Below are 22819 nucleotides of genomic sequence, written 5' to 3' on the forward strand. Positions count from 1 at the left end.
GGGAAAGCTTATTCAGTACTTTGGAACGTGCGGCGCAACCGCGATGTTCGATGAGTCCGTCGTCGGGTGGATCGCCACCCCGGCGTCTTTGCGCTCGGAATAGCGGTCGACAAGCTGCCCGGTGTGCGGTCGCAGAAGGATCGTGAAGCGCACTAGCTCTTCCATCACATCCACGATCCGATCGTAATAGCTGGACGACTTCATCCGACCGGCCTCGTCAAACTCGTTGAACGCTTTTGCGACGCTGGATTGGTTCGGGATCGTCACCATCCGCATCCAGCGACCCAGCACGCGCAGCGTGTTGACGCTGTTGAACGACTGGGATCCGGCCGACACCTGCATGACGGCGAGAGTCCGGCCCTGCGTCGGGCGCATTCCCCCCATCGACAGCGGCAGGTGATCGACTTGCAGTTTCATGATGCCGGTAATCTGGCCGTGCCGCTCGGGGCTGCACCAAACATGTCCCTCCGACCATATCGACAGTTCCCGTAATTCATGGACGGCCGGGTGATCGTCCCCCGTCACCTGATCGGGGAGCGGCAGCGTGGCGGGATCAAAAATGCGCGTCTCGCAGCCGAAGAATTGCAGAAGGCGGGCCGCTTCCTCGACGCACAGGCGCGAATAAGACCGCTCGCGCAGGGAGCCATAGAGCAGCAGGATACGCGGGGGCGGCTCGCCGGCTCCCAACCTGAGGGCGGGACGGTCGAGTGCGTAGCGGCGATCCAGCGCGGGAAGATGATCGGGATCGGAGAGCGTGCGGAGCGGCATTACAGACTGAGCCTTATGGCAAGCGCGGCGAGTGTCACCAACAGCACCGGAATTGTCAGCGTCGCGCCGACCTTGAAGTAATAGCCCCAGCCGATCCGGATGCCTTTTTGCCCGAGGACATGCAGCCATAGCAGCGTCGCGAGCGATCCGATCGGCGTGATCTTCGGCCCGAGGTCGCAACCGATCACATTGGCGTAAATCATCGCTTCCTTGATCGCGCCCGTGGCGTGTGTCGCGTCGATCGACAGCGCGCCCACTAGCACGGTCGGCATGTTGTTCATCACCGACGACAGCAGCGCGGCGATGATCCCAGTGCCGAACGCCGCGCCCCACACGCCGCCTTGCGCGGTGCGATCGAGCAGGCCGGCAAGGTGATCGGTCAAGCCGGCATTCCGCAGGCCGTAAACGACCACATACATCCCAAGGGAGAATATCACGACTTGCCACGGCGCGCCGGCCAGCACCTTGCGGGTCTGGATGACATGGCCACGCGTGGCGATGACGAGCAGGAGGATCGCGCCGGCAGCGGCGACAGCGCTGACCGGCACGCCGAAAGGTTCGAGCAGGAAGAAGCCGGCGAGCAGCAGCGCGAGGACGACCCAGCCCGCCTTGAAAGACGCATGGTCGCGGATCGCGTCAGCAGGCGAACGGAGCTGTTCCACATCGTAACTCGCCGGTACGTCGCGTCGGAAGAACAGCAGCAACGCGACCAGTGTTGCGGCGATCGATGCCAGATCGACCGGCACCATCACCGAGGCATAATCGGAAAAGCCGATCCGGAAGAAGTCGGCCGACACGATGTTGACGAGGTTGGAGACGATCAGCGGCAGACTGGCGGTATCGGCGATGAACCCCGCCGCCATGACGAACGCCAGCCTCGCCTTGTCCTTGTATCCCAGCGCACGCAGCATCGCGATGACGATCGGCGTCAGGATCAGTGCCGCGCCGTCATTGGCGAACAGCGCGGACACCGCAGCGCCGAGCAGGACGATAAGGACGAACAACCGGCGACCATGCCCCCGGCCCCAACGCGCGACATGGAGCGCCGCCCATTCGAAGAATCCGGCTTCATCAAGCAACAGGCTAACGATGATGATCGCGACGAACGTCGCGGTCGCGTTCCAGACGATTCCCCATACCATAGGTACGTCAGAGACAGATACGACCCCGACGAGCAGCGCGACCGCTGCACCGCTCAGCGCGCTCCATCCAATGCCGAGGCCCTTGGGTTGCCAGATGACAAGCGCGATCGTGACGACAAAGATAGCGAGCGCGAGCAGCATCAGGCGACGCGCTGACCCGAGGCATCTACGACTTGTTCGCCGTCTTCTCTGGCAAAGGCGCCTTGTTGCGGCTCGGGCAGCAGATCGAGAACCACTTCGGACGGTCGGCACAGCTTCACGCCGAGCGGCGAGACGACGAGCGGTCGGTTGATGAGGACCGGATGCGCTATCATCGCGTCCACCAGAGCGTCGTCCGACAGCGCCTCGTCATCAAGGCCCAGCTCCGCATAGGGCGCGCCCTTCTCACGAAGCAGATTGCGGGGCGTGATCCCGGCGCGATCGATCAGCTCGACTAGCAGCGCGCGCGAGGGTGGCGTCTTCAGATATTCGACAAGGTGCGGCTCGATGCCGGCATTGCGGATCATCGCCAGCGTGTTGCGCGACGTTCCGCATTCGGGGTTGTGGTAGATCACGATATCGACGGCCACGGCGCGTCCTTTCAGCAGCAGGGGGTGAGTTCGACAAAGAGCGGTGCGCACAGTTCAGGCGAGCCGGCGCAGCAGTCTTTGACGAGGAACAGCGTCAGCGCGCGCAGCGCGTTCAGATCGGCGCGGTAGATGATTGACCTGCTATGCCGCTCAGAGTGAACGATGCCGGCGCGCGAGAGAATGCCGAGGTGCGCGGACATAGTGTTTTGCGGCACGTCGAGCTGACGGGCGATTTGGCCGGCCGCCATTCCATCTGGTTCGTGCCGTACCAGTAGGCGAAACACGTCGAGGCGTGTGCCTTGTGCGAGAGCGCTAAGTGCAGCAATGGCCGAGTCGGTATCCATATATCCAGCATAGAAGATATCTCAGGCATAGCTAGTTCGAGATTTTCGATGCCAACCTTCTCAATTCACGAACCTTTGTGAGAAAGGCCGCTGCGTCAGCCGACGTCCGCTAACGCCTTCTGCCATCTCAATAGCCGCCGTTCCGCTTTCCTCTCCATCGCAGACATTCCGCTTCCGCGATCACGGGCAGAGCTACACTGATGAACGTCCCGACGATGGTACCCCAGAGGCGGACCGCGGTTGCAAAGAGGACACTCTCCCCAGCCCTGCTTCGCACGACCAGGCGGGCCCTTTGACTGTCCTGCCAGGGTGTGGAAATGACACCCGTTCAGGCGCGAAATTGCCCCTGATCGGACAGCCCAATACAAAACGTCCGGCAGGGTATGCCCGGATCGACGCTGAATGATACCCAATGTCCGCTCATAGACGGAGAAATTCCGAACCTTGAAGCTTCGCACGTTAGCGGCCATTCAAAGCCGGTACAGTAATGGGGGGCTGCAGTTGAGGATACATCGTGCGTTCGGACTGCTGATCAGCGCCCTCTCAACATCGTCCTTCGCCCAGACACCTGTTCCTGCACCGTCGTTTATGGAGAAGGTCGCTGCTTCTGAAAGCGAATTTCAATTAGCCGATGCGAACCTGAACGGGCCGGGTTCCACGACGTTGGCAGCTGCGATCAATCAAGCTCGGTATGTTCTGATAGGGGAAGCTCACTTCTCGCGTGAGATTCCGCGCTTCACGGTCGCACTCTGTCACCTCATGGCACCCCAAGGTCTCAGCGCGATAGCCGTCGAGACTGGACCAGAAGCCGCGCAGATCGTGAACGCCAATCTACGTCGGTCTGACCGGCTCGCACGTTTGTCCAAATTCATGAGCAGTAACCCGGATGCGATGGCGTTCCAGAACGGCAGGGATGAAAGCGACATGGCTGCGGCCTGCGCGCGCGAAGCGGGACCTGCCTTCCAAGTCTGGGGGCTAGATCAGGAATTCTTCGGCAGTAGCGGCTTCCTCCTTGATGACATGGTGGCAGCATCTACCGGTCCCGTGGCCAAGGCTGCTATCGTCCGGTTGAAGGAGTTAGATCGCGCTGCAACGGCCGAGGCGATTGCCTCCCGTTCGCCAAGCAAGTTCATGATCTACACAATAACCGATCGCCAGATGGACGAAGCGCGACTTGCCATCGCCGCCGATGGCGGCCCACGTGCGCGAGAATTGTTCGATGCGCTCTCAGAGACAAGATCGATCTATCTGGCATCGGCAAACGGGCAGGGTGATCCGAACGGACGCCGAGCCAGGCTCATTAAGCGCACATTGTCCGGTTATCTGGCAAAAGCTCCGACCGGAAGCCGTATCCTGATGAAGTTCGGCGATGTTCATACCGCCAAGGGCGTGAACAACTTGCGGCAGCGGGATCTCGGTAATTTCGTTGCCGAGCGTGCCGACGGCGAAGGATCTTCCTCGCTGCACATTCTCGTAATGGGCGCCAGCGGCTCACTGGGCGGATATAACGGCGTCGACCAGCAAGTCGCTATTCAGCCATATACGCCAATGTCGGATGCCAATTATTCTTGGTTGAGGGATGCATTAGCCGCCCGTCCCAAGGCGATGACCGGATCGGATTGGCTGCTAATTGATCTCCGGCGGCTTCGCGGGCGACCAACGCCGGACATGCCGGCTGGCTGGCGTCAGCTGGTACAAGCCTATGATCTGGTCGCAATCGCTCCTAAGCTGACGCCGGCTTTCGTGGTCGGCCCCAAGTAGAAACGGTAAGGGGCGGCGTACTTGTTCCGCGTCGTTTGTGAGAAGCCAGCACGGCACGATACGTCTGGCAGCGTGCCCTTCCGGGTCGCTCGGCGCCATACAGCAAGAAAGCCTTGGTAAGGCTCCTCTTATTATCGCCGGGCCCATAGCAAACTATGTAGGGTACGCGCTTGGTTGCGGTTGATCACTCTCCATGTCACCGCACGCACGCAATTAGCGGTCGCGATCCGGCGTCCTGTCTGCTGTGCGCTTCGTTTGATCACGCGGGCGGGGCGGGGCGTCCGGCGCCATCTCCCGATCAGGCTTCTGCTTGGCACCCTCCCGGCCACGTTGCGCCATGAAGGCTTCCGCATGGGCAAGACGATGGCTGAGTGGCCCGGGCATGGTCGCCACAAACGTCAAGATCTGCTCACCTAGCGACCGATCGTCTGCAGAGGCGCTCGTCACTAGTTTCGCCGACACCGCAGCGTAGGCCGCCTTGATATCGCGCTGCTTTAGAATCGCCCCGCGTTCCCACGGCGCCAGGTCTGCCTGCTTGCGAGCATAGGCCTCCCCTGCGCGCTTTGCGACCAGAACGCTCCGTGGCGTCTCCCCGCGCTGCTCAAGACGCTCCTTGGTCTTTTTCAATGGCACATTATCCGTCCGGCGGGTCACCCCGCGCGCGCGACGGCACGTAGCATCAGCATCGACGCCGCGCTCCCGCAGTTCAAAGGCGAACGTCTCACGCATCCGGTGGAGATCGGCTTTGCGCGGGTTGAAGCGCACGCCATCGGCGCCGGCTACCGCGACCGTTAGATGGACATGCGGATGATCCGTGTCGCGGTGGAGTGCCAGCACATATTTATGGCGGTCCTCCAGCTCCAGCCGTGCAAAGGCACGCGCGGCCGCTAGCACCTTGTCCGGGTCGGTATCGACCGGCATCGAGAGCACCATCGAAATCGACGTGACCGCGTTCTTGCGGAGCGTGTCGTCGTCATCGTCCCATTCCCGTGCACGATCACGCAGTTCTGCGACGTCCTTCAACACTTCGCCTGTGTCGGTCTCGACCTCGAGTTCTCCATGACGGCCGATATATTCCATGTGCGCTGCGACGTGATCCGCGCCGCGCTGGCGCCCGGACACCTTCACCATCACTTGGGGCGATTTTTCGACAATCCGCTTGAGCTGCGCACGCGCCTCCGCGGCACGCGCGGCCGCCTTGCTCGCGGGAGCCCCCCCTGCCCCACTCTGCCCAGTCAGGCCCACGACGCCAATACGGGGCCGGGTAATCCGGCGTCCACCCGATGGCGGCTGCCAGATCCGGTCCAGTTCCGCGACTGGGAAGTCGTCGATCATGATGGCGTATGCCAGAACGACAAATCGCCCTGTCTCGCCTTGTTGACCGCCGAAATCCACTCGGCGAGTTGCGCGCGCATTGCTTCGAGCCGGCGTAGCTCGGGGCGAAAGTCGATCCCGGGCTGCCTGGCAGCATAGTTTGCGGCCTGCGCGATCTGGTTCACGTTGACGCCGATCCGCCTGATCTCGTCGCGAATGCCGGCCAGCTCGCGCAAATCCCGCGGCGTCGGCTTCGGTCGTTGATGGATCCGTCGTCGCGCCACGACACCTAGCCAGGCACTTCGCGTCAGCTCCATCTCGGCAGCCGCCTTCTCGATCAGGGCGAACTCCTCTCCCGTGAACACGGCTTCGATCCGCCGCGTCGCTGGCGTCGATCGCTTCGGCACCTCGACCGCCGTCGAGACGACACCACCTTCGACCACAGCGGTCACGAGGCGCCGGATCAATGCCGAGCGCCCACCCTCCCCTTCCGCGATCGCATCGAAGCGGGCGGCAAGATCATCGGGCAATCGCAGCGAGATTAAGGCCATGTCCATGGACTAATGTCATACATCACCCGGCGCAAGCCTATCCTGCCCTCTGCCCACTTTCTCAATTCGGTTGCCATGGCTACCGATCATTCGGTGTTCGACGAACGACGATCAGGGGCGGCGTAGGCAGAGATCCACCCTTCCCCGCCGCCCATGCAGACGGTGGATCAGAGAAGGGCGCGGAGGAGAGAGTTTGTTCAGGAAGCGGGTTTGCTGACCTGTACGATCCGGACTTCGGCAGCAGGAACCTCGACCGGCTTGGACTTGCCTTCGAACAAGACTGCCACCTTACTGGGATCTGCGCACGGCTCGTAGACAAGCGCACCGGTTTTGCCATCATGCGTGACCATGGCAGCACCAACCGTTGCCGGCCTTGACCTGGGCTTGGACCTCGAGCCATCCGCAGTCGTCGGATCCGCAGCCCCCCCTGCCCTGCCACGTCCCGATGGCGCGTTGTCGTCCGGCGCATCGTTAGCGCGGTTGGCCAACATCTCATCGCGCTCTGCTACTGCCGGCTGCGTAAGACCGGCTACACTGGCCCGCGTGATCCGTTCGACCGGTGTTTCGGCAATATACGCGAGCACGCGCTCGGGCTCGCGCTTCCACACATTGTGCAACTCATAGACTGTGCGCAGACCGGCATCGTCGAGCAGCGCCCGCAGTTCCTCGGGCATCGCCGACACCGCCGAATATTGCGCGATCGTCGATTTCGGCCGGCTCAGTTCCTCGGCGATCTGGGCAAGGCTGCGCCCCTCCTCGATCATAGCGGCGACCGCGCGCGCCATCTCGACATGCGAGAGATCGACGCGCTGGTCGTTCTCGATAACCTGATCGATCACGCTGTCCTTGTCGGTCGCCGTGTTCGACACGATCGCCGGCACCGTCGCCTTGCCGGCTAGCTCTGATGCCCGCCAGCGCCGCTCGCCAAACCGCAGGATGTAGATCCCTTCCGCGTTTGCCGGCCGAACCGTGATCGGCTGGATGACGCCGCGGCGCTTGATCGAACCGGCGAGCGCTTCAAGCTCCGCCCGATCGAAGTGGCGACGGGGATTGTTAGGGTCGGCCGCGATCTTCGCCAGCGGCAAGTCCATGACCTGCCGCGCAGGCGTACCCTTCTGCTTGGCATCGCGATTGAGGAGCGCCTGAAGGTCAAGGGTCTTGGTCATGCCTTTTTCTCCAGCATCCTGTCGACGATCACCTTAAAGATCATCTTCATCTCGCGGCCCGCTTCAGCTGCTGCGGTCTTCTTGCTGGTCCACACCGGCGCCCGGTTGTGGATCGCTTCGACATACCCCTGTCGTACGGTCAGCACGCCCGGGAACAGGAGGTCCGTGCCACCGAGATTGGCGACCAGGTTCTTGAGATTGGCCTTCTGGATCGCGGAGTTGCTTTGGAACATTGACGGCAGCAGCCCCAGGAACGTCAGGTCCGTATCGCGCGCCTCCTCGACGCTCGCGATCGACGAGAGCAGCGAGTTGATACCGTCCATCGCGAACTGCTCAAGCTGGAGCGGCGCGATCAGATAGTCGGCGATAAGTAATGCGGAGAAATTCTTCGATCCCCAGGTGGGCGGCGTATCGATGATGCAGAAGTCATAGAGCGGATGCAGCGCATCGATCGCGGTGCGCAGGCAGGCCGCTGCGGACTCGAACCGGGAATCGATCGTGCCGAGCGCCTCGGATCCCACATAGATCGAGATCCCGGGTCCGGCAGGCGCCGGCGGGTTGAAGCCTTCGTCAAACAGCGAAGCCGCCTCCCCCACCACGCGCGCCTGCCACGGCAGGTTGGCGTCGTCGGCCGCGTCCTTGTCGCGTGCCAGCACACTCGACGCATTGCGCTGCACGTCGAGATCGATGAACAGGACGCGCGCATCCGCCTCTGCAAAGAACCACGCCATGTGGACGGCGATCATCGTCTTGCCGACGCCGCCCTTTTCGTTGTTAATGACGACAGTCTTCATGCGTGCGCTCTCTTGGGCTCTGGATAATGGCGTGGTGACGGTCATGTCGCTCAGCGACGATGCGAATTGCGCAGCGAGCGTTCGTACAGCTCCTGCGACGAACGATCGCTGCGATAAGGGCCGGACCGATGCCAGCGCCCCGTGCCTGCCAAACCCAGCAAAGCATTCCACACGCTTAAGCCGAGGCCCGACAGCACGGACAGAACCAAGGCGCTGCCCGCAAACATCGCAAGCGCATGTATGGCAAAGTCGCGCATGATTGCTCCTCATCGACGGATTGCTGACCGCGTTGCACCGTTCGGGCGGGAAAAGACGGCACCGCAAGATACGCGCCCTCCCCTTCCGCCCCCCTCTTTTGGCCCAAGCTGTTTGCCATGGCAACCGTTACTCTTTGCAATCCACCGCTTTCAACGACCTGTCAGTCCTCCAGTCCCGTTTTCGACGCCAGTACCGCGAAATCGTCGACGATCCGGTCGGTCGTGAAGACCTTCTTACCATCCTTCTCGTAGCTGGTGTCGCGCATCCGGCCACGGACATGCACGAGATCCCCCTTCTGGACCTTCTCGGCGATATAGGATCGCGTCTTTTCCCCGAAGATCGACACCCGGTTCCAATAGGTGTCGTCGGTCCACTCGCCCTTCTCATCCCGTCTCGAATAATTGGCCGCGACCGACAGGTTCACGACGTTCTCCCGGACGTCGATACTGCCGACCCGGCCGATGAGCTGAAACTCTGCAATATTACGCATGATCGCCTCCGTGGCTGTCGCGATGCACGCGCCGACGCATCGCCTGTTGATTTACGCGCTCCCAGAATGTGCAACAATAACGGAGAACTGTCTATTGTTGGACGGCTACTACTCCCACCAAGGCTGGCCCGATCGTCCAACGCCGTTTTGCGCACAACGCGACGATTGCAGGCTTGGGCATGAAGTCACGGTCGATATCCACGACGATGTCGCCAAGTTTGGCTTTCCAGTTCGCTGCGCACCTGTCCTGATCGAGCATGTAATCCTCCGTTCAATCCGTTGATGACCGGGATCGGACGGCGGTTGGAGGGCGCTGGGTCAGGGACCGCGTCAGCGGCCGCGGCAGCGGGCAGTGGGGGATCCGAAATGTGCCAGCATTTTGGGGGGACCGCTGATCCTTGACGCCATCGCCCGCCACCTGTCATCCTCGGACGAAACCGACGCCGTTTGTGTTCCTTTTCTCTCATCTATCGGTTGCCATGGCATCCGATTATACCGGTTGTCATGGCAACCGCTGCTTGACGATCGGGGCCAAAGCAGCGGTCCGGCGTCAATATTCTTCAGCAAGTAAGATGGTCAGAACGCGGGTCGTCACGGCTGGATTTGCGGGATCGTCGGACCCGAAGGCGAGTGCACGATCGTAATAGTCGATTTTCCAGTAGAACGTCGCGTCCTCGAAGAGCACGATTCCGAAATCGTGTTCGCCGTGTGGATCGTTGTCGCCGTCGAACGTGTCGAAATCTCGTACCAGCCGTAGCAACTCGGCGCGCTTACGAAACCCGCGAAACAGGCTGACATCGCCGATCAAAGCCGCGACGCCAGCAGTCATGACGATGCGGTTGTGCCCGGGCCGGGTGATGTTACTCCGCAGCGTGTCGTTCAGTTCGCGGATGATGGTCTTTCGGGTGGCAATGTTGTCGAACGCCGTCGGATGGTCCTGTGCCATGATGGTCTCCCATGACGTAGAGCGACCCGACGATCCGGGGCGCTGTCTCGCCGGCGCCGACCAAGGCCGGGCAAAGCGCGTCGGCGCACCCGCAGGGTCGAAACGTAGTGGAGAAGCCCGTTTGCGGGCTTGCGCCGGGGCGCGCACCGGCCAGGACGGACCAAGCCGCGAAGCCCGCCGGATCGCGTCAGGGAAGGGCAGGGGGCGGGTTCCTGGCTCAAAGACCTTGGTGGACGAGCGCGTCATCCCAAGACTATGATCCACCCATGACGCCTGTGGCTTCCATCACGACACATTGGCCCGCCTGGATGACAAGTGTCGGGGCCTTGTCGCGCAGCAATTCGCTGGTTCGCTCGCGCTGCCGCACCTGCGGCGCACTGCTTCGGATCGACGTCGGCCAGTTGGTCGCACGGCACGGGGCCGACTGGACGCTGATCGATCGCAGCGAACGCTGTGCTGTGGTCGGTTGTTCGGGATCGTCGGTGTATCTCGCGTCGTGGAGCTATGGTCGGCCCTGGCGCGTACTGCGCGATGCAGACCCTGCGATGTTGGCCGGGGCAGGGTAGGGCGGTGCGCACCAATTACCGTCGCACCAAGGGTTATGCTGCGATGCGCGACGAGATCAGCCATATGCGGCTCCCAATTCGAGTGCCGACCAGCGAGGCGGTGCCCAATCTCCAACCGCAAGGCGAAATCCGGCCGACGCAGCAGGCGATCGTGTTTGCGCTCTCGTTGACGGCGTCGAACTCGTGAACATGCGCTGGGGCCTTGTGCCGTTCTTTCACAAGGGTCCGCGCAAGGCATGGAAGGCGGCGACATTCAACGCCAAGGCGGAGATGGCCAAGACGCTCCCGTCGTTCCGCGAACCGTTCAAACGACGTCGTTGCCTGATCGCGGCGGATGGCTTGGTCGAGTGGAAAGGGGAGGGGACGCCCAAGCCCAAATTCACTATCGAGCCCCGTAATGATGAGCCGATATGTTTTGCAGGACTATGGTGTCGGATGCGCCGCGACGAAGACGGGGAGGCCGAAAGCTTCACGATGGTGACGCAGCCGCCAGGCGCGCTTAGCGACGTCCATAATCGTGCGCCGGTCGTGTTTTGGCAGGACGACCGGGCTCGCTGGCTCGACCTTGACGCGGATGTCGACGGTCTGCTGAGCGCCGAGCCCGCCGATCGCTTCACTGTTCGTCCGTTCGCAGCCTGGACCGGATAACTTGCAATAAGGCCAAGTGAGGCGTATATCTGCATCAGGTGAGACGTATAGGGCTGTAGAAGCCTTGGACGACAGGACAAGATAATGGCGACACAGCTCGCGACGGTTGAACATCTGCTAGGCGTACCGCCGCGTATCGGCGACACGCGCCTGGGGCTGGCGGACTCTATCACGAGCGGCCTGCCCGTCACCGCGCTCGATCATCTTGCCGACGAGGTGGCACCGAACGACACCCGGTTCAAGTTCCGAGTGATCCCCAAGGCGACGCTTGATCGACGCAAGAAGTCGGCATCGCGTCGGCTGACCAGCGAGGAGGGGGATCGATTGGCACGAGTTGCCAAGGTCTTCAGCTTCGCAATGGATATCTACCAGGACAAGGACCGGGCACGCGAGTTCCTCGGCCGCCCACATGCGATGCTCGACGGCAAAGCGCCGCTTGATGTTGCGTTGGCAACGGGGCCCGGCGCCGATGTTGTCATCAACCTGTTGGGTCGGGCGGCGTACGGCGGCGGCGCGTGACGGCGACGGCGGCGAACCGCAGGCCCGTACGCGGTCACAAGACCGATCGCGTGCTGACCTGCTTTCGCATCGGTGATCCCGACGGCGTGTTCCCGATCTACGACAGCGAGGGGGCAAGACTATATCCCGGGCGGTGGAACACAGCCGCAAGCCCGGTCATCTATACCTCCGAGCACTATTCGACGGCGATGCTGGAGAAGCTTGTCCACGCCAATGCGATCCTGCCCGCCAACCAGCATTATGTCCGGATCACGATCCCCAGCGGCACGCGCTACGAGGTGTTTCAACCTGCAAAGCACCCCGGCTGGGACGGCAAGCGCGAGGATATCTGCAAGGCGGTCGGCGAGGCCTGGTACGACGCCGGTGACAGTGCGCTGCTGCTGGTTCCGTCGATCCCGGCGCGGCTGGAGCGTAACATCCTGATCAATCCGCTTCACCCGGACGCAAAAGCGATCACCACCGAGTTGCCCGAGCCGATCTGGTGGGACGAACGACTTTACGGTTAGACGCATCCTCGCGGACAGGCGGGGTTCGATGCCCGGCCTGTCCGCTTCCTGGCACCAGACGGAGAGGGGAGGGGGGGCTCACGGCCCCCTTATGGAAGCGTCATGCGAAGGGATCATACGCGTTGACGATCGTCGTTGTATCGCCATCGAACTCGTCGGCGGTAACGACGGAAAACTGGGTTCCGGCGGTGATGACGAGGGTTGCGGCCATCAGGGTCCGCGAAAGACCGAGTGCGTTTCGGCGGGCGATCCAGATATCGGTGAACATGGCTCGAGGCTCCTTGAAAGCCGGCGGGTTCATCCCCGCTCGACTGGCGCCCGATGTGTTCGGTGGGTGGCCGCGATCACTTTTTGCCGCAGGCCAAAAGCCGTAGCGCAAGCGCCGGACCCTTTACGGGTTGATCGCACTAGGCCGCGCGCCGGACCAAGGATTGCGCCTCAAAGAGCGGGGTGAAGCTGACTGCGCGGAGCAGCGCAGGACGTTGCTGGATGGAATGTCCGGGAGATGGTCGGTTTTGGGATCCGACCCAGACATGTTCGATCGCTGGACGTATCAGGAGCGACTTATGCTGAGCATTGGCGCGCGCCATCGGATCACGGCATCGCCCCGCCATACCTTGCCGGGCCCAAGCCGACTTCGCGTAGAGCGTCTCCCGCGAGCGATCGTTACCCAGCAGGGCCGAGACGTGGCGTCAGCGCGGCTCGGTCGGAGCGACAGCGCAGATAGAGCGCGGTCCCGACAGGGACGCGCCGATCCTTTGGCAACAACTCCACCTCCGACCACTGGATGGACAAGGGCACCCGTAGGATAGCGTTGCCAACCAGGCATCAGAGCAGGGTTTCTGAAGACTAACTGCCCCATACCGTCCTTTCTTACGCCCGAAACACGCTGCCGGGATGCCGATCGAGCAGCGCTATGGGCACGCCGCCCGTCGGCATGTTTCATCATTCGGTTGCATGGCTTGGATATCGAAAGGGACGGCATAATGCCGCCAAGCCGGGATATTGTGTCAGATTGCCACTGGCTGCCTCGGGGACGTCAACGAACCTGAATTGCCGGGCTGCCCCAACCAACCTCACTGCCTCATCAGGCAGCCAAGGCGTTAGCCGAACGCCAGCACGACGGTATTCCCGTTAGCGAAGCCCAGCCGCTCCAAAGCGTACGCCATCGACGCTCGCCGTCTTCCCGAGAAGGGGTGGGCGGACGGCCACTCGCAGCTTCGCGCCTTCTCATGACCACGAGCAACTCTCCGCCGTTCGACCTCCCCCGTCCACGGCAGAGATCAGCATAGCAAAAAGGCCCGGTGGCGTTGAGCCACCGGGCCTTGGCGGTCCCGCTCAGAACGGGATGTCGTCGTCGTCGGTCGTGTCGTTGCCACTGGCTTGTTCCTTGGCGGCCTTGGCGCGGGTGAGGAAGGTGACCTCCTCGGCGATGATCTCGACGCCGTACCGCTCGACATTTTCGGTATCGGTCCAGCGGGTGTAGTGGATGCGGCCCCGAACCATAACCTTCATCCCCTTGTCGACATATTGCTCCACGGTCTTGCCGACGCCGTTGAAGCAGGTGATCCGGTGCCATTCGGTATCTTCGAGGCGGCGGTTGTTGTCGTCCTTCAGGACCTTGCCGTTGCTGTCGCGCTTGGGGCGCGAGGTCGCGAGGCTGAAGTTGGTGATCTTGGTACCGCCCTGGGTGGTGCGGCTCTCAGGGGCTGCGCCGACGTTGCCAGCGAGGATGACGAGGTTCTGCATGATCAAGTTTCCTTGTTCTGGTTGTGCCCAAGGGAGTGTCCCTTCGACTGCACCCCGACAAAGGCGGCCAGGTCGGGGCTTCCACCACGGGGCGCGTCAGCGACCAAGGGAAACCCCGGTACGAGGGGTGGTGCGGGCAGCCGTGGAACACGGCAACACGGCCCGACGGACCGCGGGTTGGAAGCGGCGACCGGCCGGCTTAGAGGATTGGGTGAATAAGAAGGGATCGCCCTGCCCGGGTACACCCGGTCAATGGAGACGCCATGCAGGATGTCTCTGGATCCACGTCAACGGACGCCTGACCCACCGCAAGGATTGGGGCGACCGGCTTCCAACGCCTATCGCGACCGGCCCAAGGGCTCAGGCAATCGACACCTTGAAGGCACCTCGCCGCAGATTGAAATTGCCGTGACCCGTCGCTGCTAGCGGCAAGGATTCCGTGCAGCACAGATGCGCGAAGGGATCAGTGGGCAGGGCTGCGCCCCTTTTTCAACCGTGCCGGCAGAATGTCGGACACTGGCAAGCGGATTTTCGCGAACAAGGACCCACGATTGCCAACGGTTCAAACCGCCAGAACGTTTGCCATGGCAACCGATACACCGACGCCGCAGGTCCCAGACCTGCCCCGCATCCGTAACCGGGCTCAGCGACACGACACTGCGTTGCTAGGCGGATGTAGGAACGGGCTTACCGTCGCATCTGAAGCTTATTTCAACTCTTTTGCCCAGTGACGATGCTGGTGCGTTGACCAGTCATGACCCCAGACCCTCATCCACCCGTCCTTGTCGTCGAGGATGAAATGTTTATCCGCATGGTCGCGGTCGATGCGCTGGAGGAGCGCGGCTTCGCGATCCTCGAAGCGTGCGACGCCCGCGAAGCGCTGGACATCCTCGAGCGGACGCCCGGCATCGCGCTGATTTTCACCGATATCAACATGCCGGGCAAGATTGATGGCCTGGACCTCGCAACCGAAGTCGCGAAGCGATGGCCGGATATCGAGATCATCGTCACGTCAGGGGGCGTGCGCCTGGAACCCGCAGATATTCCGGACTCGGGGAAGTTTCTGCCGAAACCCTACGCAACCGAACAGCTCAACGCGCTCGTACGGGAGCAACTGGCCCGCAAATCGCCCGGATAGGGCGGGCTGAACAGTGGAAGTTGCTCGACGTCGCCATAACGACCCAGAGCCTGGAGAGCGCGTCTCCTGTCCGCGTGCGCCGCTTAAAGAGGCCCGCCGGCTGCATGCCGACGGGCCGATCACCTCAGGCGACCTTGCCGTGTGTGTCGTCCAGAGCAGAAGGTGGCGTACCCAATGGGCCACGACGATCTACGACGCGGATGCCGGCCTTCTTGGCGTCGATCACCAGGCGCTCGGTCACGCCGTTGCCCTGAAAGGCGATGACGTAACGGGGCTTCAGTGAAAGCATCTGTTCGTTGCGACGGAAGCCGGCACGGTCGCCGAGCTTTCGATCGAGACCGAAGCGGACCTGCTGGATGCCGTGCTGCTCGGCCCACGACGCCGCGATGCGCTCGATCCCCTTCATGTCGCCGCCATGGACGAGATACATGTCGCCGACGCGCTCTCGAACCGCGCCCAGGGTACGCAGCAGATTGTCGCCAAACGCCTTCATGTCCTCGTCGGTCCGAAAGGTCAGCCGTCCTCCGGCAAACACGATCGGCGTGCCCTGAGCCGTGTTGGCGTCGCGGACGCGCTCGCGGCGAGCCTGGAGGAATGCTCGGCCGTCGACGATCGCTGACGTGACCCCGAGCGAAATGCGGTTGCCGCTTGACGGGATCCAGGAACGGCCCGTTTCGCGGATGTAGTGCGCGGCTGCGGTGTCGCGCATATGTTCGTAGCAGGTGGCGGCTTCCTCAATCTTCTTGGCCAGGTCGATCTTGTCCTCGAGGTTGGCGGTGTTGATCTCCGAACCGTCCTGCTCGGCCAAGAGAAGCCTGATCTCATCGGTGAGACGGTCGATTGTCGCGTGCTTCTTCGCCGCGGCCCGGTGAAAGAGGTTCACCAGGCCCCAGCCCATCTCCTCGATGTCGCGCTCAAGCGACGTGTTCTGGAGAGTTGCGAACAGGTCGTTCCAGATGGCGGTGGTGGTCTGCTCCAGTGCTTCGGTCGAGGGCGGGCACATGCCCAAAAGGTCTTCGCTGCGGGGTTCGAGGTGTCCAAGCTCCAGAGCGGAGAGTGCGGCAGCAAGGGAAGTGGTCATGGGGTCAAGCCCTTCATCTGATCGAGGCCGGCGGCCTATCCGCCGAGTGCGCACCTCTTGGGCGGCCGAACGAGAGGCGCCCGCACCGCACGCGAAGCGTAAGGGAAACCGCAAAAACCGGGGTGGAGCGGGCAGCCGTGAAGCGGCAACTCGGCCCGGATTTTTGCGGTTGCGGGGGTCTCGCGGCCACCCATGTGTCGCATCCCTCTGGCGGAAGGCTACGACACATCAGGTGGCGTTGGGCGCAGACGTGACCACGCTTGATGCCGTCTTCGGAATCGTCGGCTCAACCCGGATCTCGCGATGTCTTCGAGAATGCTCTACCCGGTTGCACACAGGCGGACCATCGCCGCTGGAGTGATCCGCGGGCCCTCCATCGGCGCCGATGGCATCGACCATGATGTGGATCTGGTCGACCAGATCCTCGCTCCGGGTCGCGGCATAGCCTGCGCACGCTGCCACCTCAGAGAACACGCCCGGGGCGGGCAGGGCGGATCATCGCCTCCACCCGCAGCCAAAGCGCCAAGGATCGACGTCCGCACCACCAGCGGCAAGCGCTGACATAAGTGGGTTGCTCCGTGTCGAGGCTCTTCCACCCGTCGATCGTATGCCACGCATCGGCAAGCGGGGGCGGCAGGCGTTGACGACATTCTCCGCCTTGCCCGTGATTTCTCCACGGTCATGGGCAGGGTATTTTCCAAGAGGTCGGTGAAGGTTTTCAACGGACGAACTTCTGAAGGTTGGCAAAACTGGAGGCCCAAGCGGTTCGGGTCATTCGTAGCGGGGACGCTCGCCCGGAAAGGCGAGAGGGGGCCAGCCATCGTGGACGCGGGCCTCGAAAGGCCCAGCCGAAAGGACGCTGCTGATTGGTCGGGCGCGGTTGCCGGTGTTCCAATCGCGATCGAGATGCGCTTGGACCTCGACCGACGTTCGCCGGGCACGGTCCTCGTGACCGTCGGCAACGGTAGCGCCGAACGCAGCCAGCACCGGATTGAGTGACGCAAAACACCTCTTTGTCGCACAGTCGTAATTACGACCGGGTTTTTAGCATATCTGACCGCTGAATGGCAAAATCGGTGGATTGCTGACTCACCCGGCTTTCGTGTTACGGTGCGGAAAACGGGAGCAGTGACGATGGAACAACCGTCTGCAAGACAGCGCAGTTTAAATCTATTGGCAAATGCGAAACTACGTGCCCGTTCACCGGGTAAGCCTTTGCGCAAGCCGCCCAACGGTGCTGCGTCAGCGCCAAACCCTTGGCCGAACGATCCCCACCCGAGCAATTTGTCGGGCGCGGCTGCGCTAAGTCTAGACGCTTAAGCCGCGCGTCTGCTTTTCAGCGTTAGCGGCCAGGCCGCTTCGGATTAATGCCGATCAGCAGCACGAGCGTCGCGACCTGGGAGGAAAGGCGACCGTCCGCTTTCGGGAAAGGGGGTGGGGATAGCTGACATGTGGAGCTCTGGCGTCTTTCTCGAAAGGATCGAGAAACGGGGATCATCGAGTGAATAGGAATCCTACCCCGAACAGGAAAGTGGCACCTTCTAGCAGCCCCACACAGACGTTTCCTGCGGCACGCAATAGGTTGATGCTCAGCGCCTGTGCGAACCATCGCGTTTCTACGATCCAGAAATTCACGATGCTCAATCCGACGAGCCAATGGCCCACCATACGCGTCACTTCGTGAGTGTCGGCACCAAAGCTGCTGCCGACACTCAAGCCGAGAGCAAAAACTGCGGCCGGATAACATTGCTCGTAGAATGGCTGCTGCAGAGAACCGCGATCGAGCTTGATATGCCGCTGGCGCACCATGCGCGCTGCCAGAAAAAGTGGGAAGCCAGCGAAAACGACGACGCGCAGGACAAGAGCGCTTGCATTGTCGTTGACCAGGTCAGCAAGGCCATGATGATTTGCGATAATCGTGTCGGTCTGGCCCAGCGCCGTCGCGACAGTGTGGCCCAGCAACAGCGTTAGAGCCAGAAAAAGGGGTGGGCTGAGCACCGACGCATATCGTTCGTCGTCAGGAAGCGCCGCTTCGCGCTCGATCTCCTTCATCGTATCGATCGGTCGCAACAGCGCCTGCCAAAGCGTCAGGGGGAAGAAGATCACCCAGCTCATGACCTCGTAGAGTAGTTCATCGAGCGAATTTAGCCACTTCATAAAGTCCATATCGCATGATGTGCGATACGGACCTTGATCGCAACGGTTCGCTATTCGTTATCGTTGGGTTTCTGACGGTTGCCCACAGCCCCCCCCCCCGCGGGTATAAGTCTTTGAGAAGAATCGACAGTGATGGACGCCGTCGTCCCTATCCCATAAACTCCCTGCATTGATGGAGAGGTAGTTTCGAACCAACGGGAGAGTCGCCATGCGCTATCCAGCACACCTGTCGCAGATCACGACCGCACTGCTTTTGGGAACAGCATTGCCAGCGGCTGCCCGTGCGCAATCTACAGGTCTAGAGGACATGGTAGGCGCCCGTGCTGGCCAAGGCGAAATGGAGTTGCAACGGCGCGGCTACGTCAATATTCGCGGTGAGCAGGGCGACGATCGCGCCTATACCTATTGGTGGAACGCCGATCGCCGGCAGTGCGTCAGCATCGTCACGATGGAAGGCCGCTACAATTCCATCCAGCCAACCACGGCTCCCGATTGCAGGAAACCGGCGAACCTTCGCCCCAACCCCAACTACGGTAGTCCGCCTGCGTCCCGGCCACGGCCCGGGTACGAACCCGATCCGGCCTATGGACGCGTGCCAGCGTCTCCCGGTGGCGGTCAGACTGGCTATCCGTCGGGTGGACCGGTCGTCGATGGACGGAGCGTGGAACTCGGTCTCGTCTGTTTTGGGGACGGGTCTAAAACCGGTTTCGCCAGCGGAACAAGCTGGAATTGGAACCGTGATCGTGATCGGTATGAGGCCGGCAATTACACCGAAACCCGAAGGGAGGTCTTCGACGCTTCCCTCATGATCCAAACCTGGCCAGGCGGTGGACGTATCCGGTTACCCAAATCACTGATCCCGCCGATCAATTCGCGTGGTGACCAAGGATGGTGGGACTTGCGCGACGTATCTGTCTCCCCCGATACGATCCGGGCCAGTTACCGTCTGAATGGGTTGAATAAGCCACGGCTTACGATCGACCGGCGCAGCGGCCGCATCACGGTCGAGGGTATGAGCAACTATGGTTTTCGTGGCACATGCGACATGATCGGGCACGAACCGCGCCGCTTCTAGAGTAGCGCCTAACAATGGCCGTTGTGAGGCGTCCTGATCGCCAGCCCGCACGTCCGGGTGTGGGCGCTTTCGGTCATTCGGCGTGGTCGGCGTTGGAATGGCTAAATGTGGTGGTAAGCAGTCGTTCAACCGTTACCAAGAACGATATCCGCGACTTTCCCGCTGATGCCCTCCAGTCGCCCATCCCACGATACGGTTGTGCGACCAAACGGTGTCACAATGCTCATGACATGACCCGGCGCGCCAACCCCGGTGGGGTCGGTCATCTGCCGCTTTTCACTGTACAGTCGATGATCTGAGATTAGCCGATCGAGCATCTGCGATTGAAGGGCGGTCAAAGGCCGATCCCGGTTTGATTCCATCTTCCGTTCAATCGGAAGAAGCCCTCCCGGTCCAATCTCGCTTACTCGGCTCCATTGCCACTTGCCTGTTTCATCCTTCCAAACGACGGTACTAGCTTCGGCATAGATATGATGGACCGCAACACTGTCCACAAAAATAGCGGTTCCACCGATATGCTTTGGCGCATTGTAGCGCTCTCTAAGCGCGAAGCTCCGTTCAATCTCGGGTGCGGTTGGAGCAGCAAAATCCGCGTTGATTGGCACATTGCGGCCAGCGCAGGCTGCCAAGGCAGTTGAGAGAACGAGGGTGTGCCATAGCTTCATCGCCCCTTTGTCGCACACCTTCGGGTCGTCCGCTATTGGGCGTAATCGGAATGTCCGGAATGGAGAGGAAAGCGGACAATCACATAGCTCGAAAGCTGCATTGATCCTTTTGACAAAGGGAACTAGTCCCGCAAAAATGCACATCGAAAAGCGCTCCAACATAATCCGCAGTCTAATTGTGGCTTTCGGGATTGGGGGGCCACTTATATTTGTCGTTGAGCCCCTGACTAATCGTCCTGTGCCCGATTGGCTGATTATCCCAGCCTGCCTCAGTATCGTCGTAGATTGTGCCTTACTCTACTCAGTTTTTCTCGGTGTTCGCGAATCAGGCGCAATGAAGCCAAATACTCCATTGAGTTCGAAATATTTTATCCCGATAATTTCTACCCTTCTGATTTTTCAGGAAATGTTGCTACTGTTGTCATTTAACGATTTGAGAAACGAATTATTTAATTTTTCACTTATGGCGATACCAATCGGCATCGGAATTTTGTTCAGCCAACGCGCTTTGGATGGTGGCGTTCGGCCGTCCTTGACCTGGCTGATGACGTTAGCTGCGTATATCATTCCAGTATTATTTCTGATCTTGAACCCTCCCCAAACCGCAATTTCAAAGCTTGCCGTCTTGTCACCCCTGCTCTTGGGGCTGCCAGCTCTCGCTACATGGCTGGCAAGGCGTGTCTCATGCACAGGCTCGGTTCGTTGACCGTGTACAACGGCCGGAACTGAGCGTTAGCGGACAGGCCGCTTCTGAGCGCCGACTGCTCACCGGGCGCTGTCCGAAAAAACATGTCTTCCGATGGCACCGTTGAAGTCACGGACGGGGCTGCTAATCATGGCTCAGCCTGCGCGATAAACCCTGACGCTTTGCCTAGTAGGCGGAAACCCGATCTTGGAGGTTTTCCGTCACCGCCGATCGTTAGCGGAAAATTGGGATCGTTCCATGCACTGACCCCGGACCGGTAGCTGACGATCTTGGACGCGATGCGACGTTCCGACATCTAGGCCCGGAACACGGGGATGAACGTATAGGTCGCCGACTTCTCGGCGCCGGGATCGGCGAAGAGAACCATGATCGTCGAGCTCGCCGCGGTCGGCGAGCTCGACGATCATGACGGTGAAGTCGACGCCGGCCCCCCAGGCCGCGATGACAGGCGGGCGGTCAGCCACTGGCCGCGTCCCGCACGACGATCGCGGCATGAACGATGCGGTAGGCGCGCTTGCGAAACGCCGGGATGCGGCAAATCGCTCGGCTCTCCGGGTCGCGGAACAGCGGCGTCTTGCCCTTGGGGTTGGCAACCACCTCGAAACGGCTGCGGTCGCTTCCGTCGCTGAAGCGCATGGGCTCATCGAAGATGATGGTCTGCCCGGGCTTCGGGGTCGGCTTGGCCCGGTCGAGTTTACGCGCGAGGAGGTTGGCGCGGCACCGCGCACGCCACGCCAAGGCATATTCGCTGTCCGTCTCGGTCAGCTCGTCGAGGATCGCGGCCGGGCACTCGCTTTCGTTCGGCCCGACCGTTTCATCCATGTCCTTATAGCCGAACGTACATCCGTCGCGCGCGCCGGTGCTGGTCTTGGTGAGGCAGACGATGCCGAACACGACCCGTTCGGCGTCGTCGACGAGGCGCTCGCAAGCGGCGTAATAAGTCGATCCAACCATGGCTGACGCGAGCACTGTTAGGCGATGGGTGTCACGCTGGTAGGTGAACTGGTTGTCGAGATAGGAACGCGCGGAGGCGTGGCAGCCCATATCGCGCATGAAGAGCCAACCCATGATAAGTCTCCGATGATGTGAGGGATCAGGCGGCAGCGGCGAGGCGCGGAGCGCCAACATCGCCAACCGTCGCGGTGAGCCGGCGCTGGAACGTGGCTGCATCCAGCAGCTCGGCGATCGGTGCGCGTTGAACGGGGCCGGCGTGTTCGCCACCCCGGCAGCGGTTGAAGGTGATTTCGCTGTCGGGGAGGAAGCTGTGCGGACGTACGCGGATCGATAGATCGGCGTGGCGCAACTCGGTCGTGCCATCGTCTGCGATACCGCCCATGGCGGTATCGATACGGACGTCATGCGCCTCGAGGCCGATGGCCTCGGCAAGCGAAGCGAGTGCGAGGCGTGCCTGCCGATGGAAGGTGCGTTTCGCCGTTGCGTCGCCGGCGACGCTGTTGCCGGCGATGTCGAGCAGCGCGGATCCGGCGATGGCGCTGTTGCGGTCTTCCGCCCGGTGAAGACGCAGTTCGTTTGTGCTGGGCGCACCACGTTCGGCGACGGCCGCCAGATTGCGGATCAGCAGCAGGATCGACGCATCGCGGTCGATCGGCTTGCCGGCACGCCGGCAGTCGTCGACGCCAGCGTTCAAGGCGTGGATCGCTGCGGGCAGGGTGCCGAGCGCCTCGGGAGACAGCGCCTCGTCGTGGCGGTAGTGGGTGTCGTAGAGCATGGTCGAACCTCCTGAGCGCCAAGGCGCGCTCAAAAGGCCGAAGGCTCCCTCTCCTCCGTGGACGTGGCCATGGTCAGAGCATTCCGCCTACAGGTTTGGCCGAGCGGGAGGCCGCGTCATAGCCGTATTGCCAAGCCGTGCGGAGCTTGCTCCCTCGGCGGTAATGGCAACGCTCGT

28 protein-coding genes are annotated in these 22819 nt (G+C 61.6%); 10 read left to right on the forward strand and 18 right to left on the reverse strand.

Translation table 11 applies throughout. The features are described from left to right. Positions 1-12: 12 nt before the first annotated feature. Genes arsH through EV283_RS16540 form a run of 4 tightly spaced genes read right to left on the reverse strand, consistent with a single transcriptional unit; the run spans position 13 to position 2823 of the window. Positions 13-768, reverse strand: coding sequence for an arsenical resistance protein ArsH (gene arsH / locus EV283_RS16525; protein WP_130327207.1), 756 nt, complete (start codon positions 766-768; stop codon positions 13-15). Then, the gene (locus EV283_RS16530) at positions 768-2051 is read right to left on the reverse strand and encodes an arsenic transporter (RefSeq protein WP_130327209.1); all 1284 of its coding nucleotides are present in this window, start codon (positions 2049-2051) and stop codon (positions 768-770) included. Before EV283_RS16530 ends, arsH begins: the two co-directional genes overlap by 1 nt. Next, positions 2051-2479 (reverse strand): arsenate reductase (glutaredoxin), encoded by a 429-nt coding sequence (arsC, locus tag EV283_RS16535; protein WP_130327211.1) that lies wholly within the window; start codon positions 2477-2479, stop codon positions 2051-2053. Before arsC ends, EV283_RS16530 begins: the two co-directional genes overlap by 1 nt. A gap of 11 nt (positions 2480-2490) precedes the next feature. Beyond that, entirely contained in the window at positions 2491-2823 is a 333-nt protein-coding gene (locus EV283_RS16540) for a helix-turn-helix transcriptional regulator (RefSeq protein ID WP_130327213.1), read from the reverse strand. Between the two features lie 444 nt (positions 2824-3267). Between EV283_RS16540 and EV283_RS16545 the strand changes: the two genes are divergently transcribed. Next, entirely contained in the window at positions 3268-4584 is a 1317-nt protein-coding gene (locus EV283_RS16545; RefSeq protein WP_130327215.1) for a hypothetical protein, read from the forward strand. Between the two features lie 213 nt (positions 4585-4797). Here the strand turns inward: EV283_RS16545 and EV283_RS16550 are convergent, their stop codons facing one another. The 6 genes from EV283_RS16550 to EV283_RS16575 all read right to left on the reverse strand — a co-directional run bounded on the left by EV283_RS16550 (position 4798) and on the right by EV283_RS16575 (position 9157). Further along, complete coding sequence (locus tag EV283_RS16550) at positions 4798-5919, reverse strand: relaxase/mobilization nuclease domain-containing protein (RefSeq protein ID WP_130327217.1); 1122 nt, start codon at positions 5917-5919, stop codon at positions 4798-4800. Continuing rightward, entirely contained in the window at positions 5916-6455 is a 540-nt protein-coding gene (gene mobC, locus EV283_RS16555) for a plasmid mobilization relaxosome protein MobC (RefSeq protein ID WP_130327219.1), read from the reverse strand. Before mobC ends, EV283_RS16550 begins: the two co-directional genes overlap by 4 nt. Positions 6456-6646: 191 nt before the next feature. Then, on the reverse strand, positions 6647-7534 hold the full coding sequence (locus EV283_RS16560; RefSeq protein WP_165391813.1) for a ParB/RepB/Spo0J family partition protein: 888 nt from the start codon (positions 7532-7534) through the stop codon (positions 6647-6649). Between the two features lie 77 nt (positions 7535-7611). Then, entirely contained in the window at positions 7612-8409 is a 798-nt protein-coding gene (locus EV283_RS16565; RefSeq protein WP_130327391.1) for an AAA family ATPase, read from the reverse strand. Positions 8410-8459: 50 nt separating this feature from the next. After that, positions 8460-8666, reverse strand: a complete 207-nt coding sequence (locus EV283_RS16570; protein ID WP_130327223.1) for a hypothetical protein — start codon at positions 8664-8666, stop codon at positions 8460-8462. A gap of 161 nt (positions 8667-8827) precedes the next feature. Then, complete coding sequence (locus EV283_RS16575; protein WP_130327225.1) at positions 8828-9157, reverse strand: single-stranded DNA-binding protein; 330 nt, start codon at positions 9155-9157, stop codon at positions 8828-8830. Between EV283_RS16575 and EV283_RS16580 the strand changes: the two genes are divergently transcribed. After that, positions 9156-9440 carry a hypothetical protein gene (locus EV283_RS16580; RefSeq protein WP_130327227.1) on the forward strand — a complete coding sequence of 95 codons (285 nt, stop codon included), beginning with the start codon at positions 9156-9158 and terminating at the stop codon, positions 9438-9440. The genes EV283_RS16575 and EV283_RS16580 overlap by 2 nt on opposite strands. Positions 9441-9707: 267 nt before the next feature. Here EV283_RS16580 and EV283_RS16585 read toward each other — a convergent pair whose 3' ends face one another. Continuing rightward, on the reverse strand, positions 9708-10103 hold the full coding sequence (locus EV283_RS16585) for a DUF3768 domain-containing protein (RefSeq protein WP_242616030.1): 396 nt from the start codon (positions 10101-10103) through the stop codon (positions 9708-9710). A gap of 308 nt (positions 10104-10411) precedes the next feature. Between EV283_RS16585 and EV283_RS16590 the strand changes: the two genes are divergently transcribed. The 5 genes from EV283_RS16590 to EV283_RS16610 all read left to right on the forward strand — a co-directional run bounded on the left by EV283_RS16590 (position 10412) and on the right by EV283_RS16610 (position 12342). After that, complete coding sequence (locus EV283_RS16590; protein ID WP_242616031.1) at positions 10412-10669, forward strand: hypothetical protein; 258 nt, start codon at positions 10412-10414, stop codon at positions 10667-10669. Between the two features lie 4 nt (positions 10670-10673). Continuing rightward, on the forward strand, positions 10674-10856 hold the full coding sequence (locus tag EV283_RS16595) for a hypothetical protein (protein WP_130327231.1): 183 nt from the start codon (positions 10674-10676) through the stop codon (positions 10854-10856). 2 nt (positions 10857-10858) lie between these two features. Next, complete coding sequence (locus EV283_RS16600; protein ID WP_165391814.1) at positions 10859-11317, forward strand: SOS response-associated peptidase; 459 nt, start codon at positions 10859-10861, stop codon at positions 11315-11317. A gap of 84 nt (positions 11318-11401) precedes the next feature. Next, the gene (locus EV283_RS16605) at positions 11402-11836 is read left to right on the forward strand and encodes an antitoxin Xre-like helix-turn-helix domain-containing protein (RefSeq protein ID WP_130327235.1); all 435 of its coding nucleotides are present in this window, start codon (positions 11402-11404) and stop codon (positions 11834-11836) included. Further along, on the forward strand, positions 11833-12342 hold the full coding sequence (locus tag EV283_RS16610; RefSeq protein WP_207223169.1) for an RES domain-containing protein: 510 nt from the start codon (positions 11833-11835) through the stop codon (positions 12340-12342). The genes EV283_RS16605 and EV283_RS16610 overlap by 4 nt, the downstream gene beginning before the upstream one ends. 100 nt (positions 12343-12442) lie before the next feature. Here EV283_RS16610 and EV283_RS19245 read toward each other — a convergent pair whose 3' ends face one another. Both EV283_RS19245 and EV283_RS16615 read right to left on the reverse strand, forming a co-directional pair. Further along, positions 12443-12610 (reverse strand): hypothetical protein, encoded by a 168-nt coding sequence (locus tag EV283_RS19245; protein WP_165391815.1) that lies wholly within the window; start codon positions 12608-12610, stop codon positions 12443-12445. A 1070-nt stretch (positions 12611-13680) separates the two neighbouring features. Continuing rightward, positions 13681-14091, reverse strand: coding sequence for a single-stranded DNA-binding protein (locus EV283_RS16615; RefSeq protein WP_130327237.1), 411 nt, complete (start codon positions 14089-14091; stop codon positions 13681-13683). A gap of 754 nt (positions 14092-14845) precedes the next feature. Between EV283_RS16615 and EV283_RS16620 the strand changes: the two genes are divergently transcribed. Beyond that, complete coding sequence (locus EV283_RS16620) at positions 14846-15229, forward strand: response regulator (protein ID WP_130327239.1); 384 nt, start codon at positions 14846-14848, stop codon at positions 15227-15229. Between the two features lie 124 nt (positions 15230-15353). Here the strand turns inward: EV283_RS16620 and EV283_RS16625 are convergent, their stop codons facing one another. Then, positions 15354-16310 carry a DUF2493 domain-containing protein gene (locus EV283_RS16625; protein ID WP_130327241.1) on the reverse strand — a complete coding sequence of 319 codons (957 nt, stop codon included), beginning with the start codon at positions 16308-16310 and terminating at the stop codon, positions 15354-15356. 1494 nt (positions 16311-17804) lie between these two features. Further along, positions 17805-18476 (reverse strand): hypothetical protein, encoded by a 672-nt coding sequence (locus tag EV283_RS16630; protein ID WP_130327243.1) that lies wholly within the window; start codon positions 18474-18476, stop codon positions 17805-17807. 199 nt (positions 18477-18675) lie between these two features. On the opposite strand from EV283_RS16630, the gene EV283_RS16635 reads away from it, so the two are divergent. After that, positions 18676-19542 carry a hypothetical protein gene (locus tag EV283_RS16635; protein WP_165391816.1) on the forward strand — a complete coding sequence of 289 codons (867 nt, stop codon included), beginning with the start codon at positions 18676-18678 and terminating at the stop codon, positions 19540-19542. Positions 19543-19667: 125 nt separating this feature from the next. Here EV283_RS16635 and EV283_RS16640 read toward each other — a convergent pair whose 3' ends face one another. Continuing rightward, the gene (locus tag EV283_RS16640; RefSeq protein ID WP_130327246.1) at positions 19668-20207 is read right to left on the reverse strand and encodes a hypothetical protein; all 540 of its coding nucleotides are present in this window, start codon (positions 20205-20207) and stop codon (positions 19668-19670) included. A gap of 136 nt (positions 20208-20343) precedes the next feature. On the opposite strand from EV283_RS16640, the gene EV283_RS16645 reads away from it, so the two are divergent. After that, positions 20344-20913 carry a hypothetical protein gene (locus tag EV283_RS16645; RefSeq protein ID WP_130327248.1) on the forward strand — a complete coding sequence of 190 codons (570 nt, stop codon included), beginning with the start codon at positions 20344-20346 and terminating at the stop codon, positions 20911-20913. A 456-nt stretch (positions 20914-21369) separates the two neighbouring features. On the opposite strand, the gene EV283_RS16650 is transcribed toward EV283_RS16645, so the two are convergent. Both EV283_RS16650 and EV283_RS16655 read right to left on the reverse strand, forming a co-directional pair. Further along, positions 21370-21981: a hypothetical protein gene (locus tag EV283_RS16650; protein WP_130327250.1), complete on the reverse strand. Its 612-nt coding sequence runs from the start codon at positions 21979-21981 to the stop codon at positions 21370-21372. A 25-nt stretch (positions 21982-22006) separates the two neighbouring features. Beyond that, positions 22007-22642 carry a hypothetical protein gene (locus EV283_RS16655; RefSeq protein WP_130327252.1) on the reverse strand — a complete coding sequence of 212 codons (636 nt, stop codon included), beginning with the start codon at positions 22640-22642 and terminating at the stop codon, positions 22007-22009. Positions 22643-22819 lie beyond the last annotated feature (177 nt).

The organism is Sphingomonas sp. BK036 (genome assembly GCF_004216825.1).
Lineage (GTDB): Bacteria > Pseudomonadota > Alphaproteobacteria > Sphingomonadales > Sphingomonadaceae > Sphingomonas.

Excerpts from the sequence above, each read along its gene's own strand:
- mobC (WP_130327219.1), bottom strand. The coding sequence starts at position 6,455 with ATGGACATGGCCTTAATCTCGCTGCGATTGCCCGATGATCTTGCCGCC.
- EV283_RS16645 (WP_130327248.1), top strand. The coding sequence starts at position 20,344 with ATGCACATCGAAAAGCGCTCCAACATAATCCGCAGTCTAATTGTGGCT.
- EV283_RS16655 (WP_130327252.1), bottom strand. The coding sequence starts at position 22,642 with ATGCTCTACGACACCCACTACCGCCACGACGAGGCGCTGTCTCCCGAG.
- EV283_RS16600 (WP_165391814.1), top strand. The coding sequence starts at position 10,859 with ATGCGCTGGGGCCTTGTGCCGTTCTTTCACAAGGGTCCGCGCAAGGCA.
- EV283_RS16615 (WP_130327237.1), bottom strand. The coding sequence starts at position 14,091 with ATGCAGAACCTCGTCATCCTCGCTGGCAACGTCGGCGCAGCCCCTGAG.
- EV283_RS16575 (WP_130327225.1), bottom strand. The coding sequence starts at position 9,157 with ATGCGTAATATTGCAGAGTTTCAGCTCATCGGCCGGGTCGGCAGTATC.
- EV283_RS16540 (WP_130327213.1), bottom strand. The coding sequence starts at position 2,823 with ATGGATACCGACTCGGCCATTGCTGCACTTAGCGCTCTCGCACAAGGC.
- EV283_RS16625 (WP_130327241.1), bottom strand. The coding sequence starts at position 16,310 with ATGACCACTTCCCTTGCTGCCGCACTCTCCGCTCTGGAGCTTGGACAC.
- arsH (WP_130327207.1), bottom strand. The coding sequence starts at position 768 with ATGCCGCTCCGCACGCTCTCCGATCCCGATCATCTTCCCGCGCTGGAT.
- EV283_RS16590 (WP_242616031.1), top strand. The coding sequence starts at position 10,412 with ATGACAAGTGTCGGGGCCTTGTCGCGCAGCAATTCGCTGGTTCGCTCG.
- EV283_RS16640 (WP_130327246.1), bottom strand. The coding sequence starts at position 20,207 with ATGAAGCTATGGCACACCCTCGTTCTCTCAACTGCCTTGGCAGCCTGC.
- EV283_RS16580 (WP_130327227.1), top strand. The coding sequence starts at position 9,156 with ATGATCGCCTCCGTGGCTGTCGCGATGCACGCGCCGACGCATCGCCTG.
- EV283_RS16635 (WP_165391816.1), top strand. The coding sequence starts at position 18,676 with ATGCGCTATCCAGCACACCTGTCGCAGATCACGACCGCACTGCTTTTG.
- EV283_RS16585 (WP_242616030.1), bottom strand. The coding sequence starts at position 10,103 with ATGGCACAGGACCATCCGACGGCGTTCGACAACATTGCCACCCGAAAG.
- EV283_RS19245 (WP_165391815.1), bottom strand. The coding sequence starts at position 12,610 with ATGTTCACCGATATCTGGATCGCCCGCCGAAACGCACTCGGTCTTTCG.
- EV283_RS16550 (WP_130327217.1), bottom strand. The coding sequence starts at position 5,919 with ATGATCGACGACTTCCCAGTCGCGGAACTGGACCGGATCTGGCAGCCG.
- EV283_RS16530 (WP_130327209.1), bottom strand. The coding sequence starts at position 2,051 with ATGCTGCTCGCGCTCGCTATCTTTGTCGTCACGATCGCGCTTGTCATC.
- EV283_RS16630 (WP_130327243.1), bottom strand. The coding sequence starts at position 18,476 with ATGGACTTTATGAAGTGGCTAAATTCGCTCGATGAACTACTCTACGAG.
- EV283_RS16650 (WP_130327250.1), bottom strand. The coding sequence starts at position 21,981 with ATGGGTTGGCTCTTCATGCGCGATATGGGCTGCCACGCCTCCGCGCGT.
- EV283_RS16570 (WP_130327223.1), bottom strand. The coding sequence starts at position 8,666 with ATGCGCGACTTTGCCATACATGCGCTTGCGATGTTTGCGGGCAGCGCC.
- EV283_RS16620 (WP_130327239.1), top strand. The coding sequence starts at position 14,846 with ATGACCCCAGACCCTCATCCACCCGTCCTTGTCGTCGAGGATGAAATG.
- EV283_RS16605 (WP_130327235.1), top strand. The coding sequence starts at position 11,402 with ATGGCGACACAGCTCGCGACGGTTGAACATCTGCTAGGCGTACCGCCG.
- EV283_RS16565 (WP_130327391.1), bottom strand. The coding sequence starts at position 8,409 with ATGAAGACTGTCGTCATTAACAACGAAAAGGGCGGCGTCGGCAAGACG.